The sequence below is a fragment of the Xanthomonas axonopodis genome, from assembly GCF_001304695.1.
Taxonomy (GTDB): Bacteria; Pseudomonadota; Gammaproteobacteria; order Xanthomonadales; family Xanthomonadaceae; genus Xanthomonas; species Xanthomonas axonopodis.
Genome location: NZ_JFAQ01000203.1, coordinates 1 through 2540, shown reverse-complemented (window position 1 = coordinate 2540; position 2540 = coordinate 1). Strand labels below are relative to the sequence as shown.

General features: G+C 67.3%; 1 protein-coding gene and 2 pseudogenes. All 3 read left to right on the top strand.

What is annotated here, in order from left to right:
• Window positions 1-514: pseudogene (locus XAXN_RS16865) on the top strand (glycerate kinase); the annotation flags it as partial.
• A gap of 214 nt (window positions 515-728) precedes the next feature.
• Entirely contained in the window at window positions 729-1142 is a 414-nt protein-coding gene (locus XAXN_RS16860; protein WP_054320407.1) for a DUF2628 domain-containing protein, read from the top strand.
• A 558-nt stretch (window positions 1143-1700) separates the two neighbouring features.
• Window positions 1701-2540: pseudogene (locus XAXN_RS16850) on the top strand (GH92 family glycosyl hydrolase); the annotation flags it as partial.

Below are 2540 nucleotides of genomic sequence, written 5' to 3'. Positions count from 1 at the left end.
CCCCTAGCATGGTGCGCCAGCTCGATCGCAATCTGCAGCACTACGCCGACCTGCTGCAGCGCGACCTGGGCGTGCGGTTGCACGCGCTGCCCGGCGGCGGGGCGGCGGGCGGGCTGGGCGCGGCCTTGGTAGCGTATTTGGGCGCGCAGCTGCGGCCCGGGGTGGAGATCGTCGCCCAGGCGCTCGGGCTGGACGCGCTGGTCGCCCAGGCCGATCTGGTCATCACCGGCGAAGGCCGTCTCGACAGCCAGAGCCTGCATGGCAAGACGCCGGTCTGGCGCAACGGCATGCCAAACCGGTGATCGCCATTGCCGGTTGCCTGGGCAACGGTGCCGCGCTGCTGCACGGCCACGGCATCGAGGCCATGTTCGCGGTGGTGCATCGCGCCTGCACGGTGGACCAGGCACTGGCCGATGCTGCCAGCAACGTGCGCATCGCCGCGCGCAACGTGGCGGCAACGCTGCAGCTGGGCCGGGCATTGGCACAGGTCGGATCGGGGGGAGAGCGGGGCTGACGGGCGGGGCGCATACGTTCGCGTTCGAGGCGGCCTCCTGGACAGGGTGCGCGCCCACCACATGCCCAACCCAACCGCGCGAAGGCTGCCGGCAGTCTTCGTACCGACCCCGGGCATCGGCCGCAACTTCTCCCGCCGTCACACGCGCGCCGAACACGCGCGAAGCGAACATGCCGCCGTGACCGTCCCTGATCGCGGCAACAGACCCCCGCCCATGCTCACGCTCGACCGCACCCTGGCGCAGTCCTGCGATCGCACCCAACTCAGCCCCAAGTGGCAGTTCCGCTTCGCCTTCTTCGACCGTCATGGCGCACCCAAGGATCCTGCGTACAAAGAGGCGCTCAAGACCTTGCCGCTCGGCGAGAAGCTCAAGGTGGGCATGAACTTCTACGCCTTGTTCTTCTGCTTCATCTATTTCTTCATCCTGGGCCTGTGGCGCAAGGCGCTGGGCCTGATCGGCGTCGGCCTGGTGGTCGGCATCGTGGCCTCGTTCCTGCCTGCATCGATCGGTAACGCGCTGAGCATTCCGTTGGCCCTGCTGGCCGGCATGAGCACCAACTACGCCTACTACCTGGACAAGGTGAAGGGCAGCACCGGTTTCAATCCGTTCGAAGGCATGCGCTGGTAAGTCACGGCGCCCAGGCGCGGACCCTCCACCGATGCCTGCCGCCAAGCCCGGTCCTGTGACCGGGCTTTTTTGTGGCAGTGCGGTGTGCATGGTTGATGGTCAGCCCGGTGCGGCAGCCGGCCTCGATTACGAGCTCTACAACAACCGCCAGTTCAAGCCCGATTGGGCGCGAGTCCGTGTTCGATTTTTAGAGCGCGGCCAATCAAACCTGGTGTGCGATGGTCGGGCCGGTACCGATGGCGCAAGCCGCACCGTCCGCGCGGTAGCTGCCGTGCCGGGTACCTGCAGGGCGCGCAATCGCTTGGTTGGCTGCTCGAAACGACCCACCCCACGCTGCGGCGCATCGCAGCGATGGCTGCGCGCGGTGCGCCCGCAATCAACGTACACGCACGTGCCTACCGATTTGAAGCATTCCTCGTCGCCATCTGACGGTCAGGGAGGTTGTGGGGTTGGTCCTTGTTCGCGCACGCTTGTCGTGCCGGTCGCCGCCCCTGGCAGCGGCCGACATGCGTCATTCCACCTGCGGCCTCGGTCGCCCGCTCCCCCGAGGTGTCCTGCATGCTCCCTGTTGCCGCCTTTCATCGCGCTTCGTCGCGTTTTTCATCAACGCCGTTGTGGCGCCGCGCCGCGGTCGGTCTGTGCCTGCTTGGCGTGGCCATGTCCGGCCCGCTGGCCGCGCAAGATCCCGCGCAGGTCAACACCTTCATCGGCAGCAAGGACGACGGCAACACCTATCCGGGCGCCTCGGCGCCATTCGGCCTGATCCAGGTCAGCCCGATCGGCGCGCACTACGCCGGCTGGCGCTATGACGACCCCAGCATTCGCGGTTTCGGTCACTCGTTCCTGTCCGGGGCCGGCTGCTGGGAGCAGGGCGGCCAGGTGTCGATTCTTCCGGTCACCGGCAGCATTGGCCCCGGCGGCGACTTCGACACCAAAGACGCCAAGGCCTTCGACCAGAAACGCTATGCCGCCCGTTACACGCATGATGGCGAAGTCGGCCAGGCCGGCTATTACAAGGTGCGGCTCACCGATTACGGCGGCATCGACGCCAAGGCCAGCGCGCTGACTCGCGCCGCGACCGAGCGCTACACCTTCGCACCGGGTCCCGACACCGGCCATGTGCTGGTCAATGTGGCGCAGGCCAACGACCGCCATGTGGTGATCGGCAGCCAGGTGCAGATCGTCGGCGACCGCGTGGTCGAGGGCAAACTGACCACGCAAAGCTTCTGCGGCGGCCACGAATACACCACCTGGTTCCGGCTGGAATTCGATCGCCCGTTCACCGCGCATGGCGTCTGGGGCGAAGAGGGCGGTGTGCCCGGCGCGCGTCACAGCATGGGCGGCGAACTCAAACCCAACGGCGCCTGGCTCAGCTTCCCGCTAGGTGTTCAGTCCCGG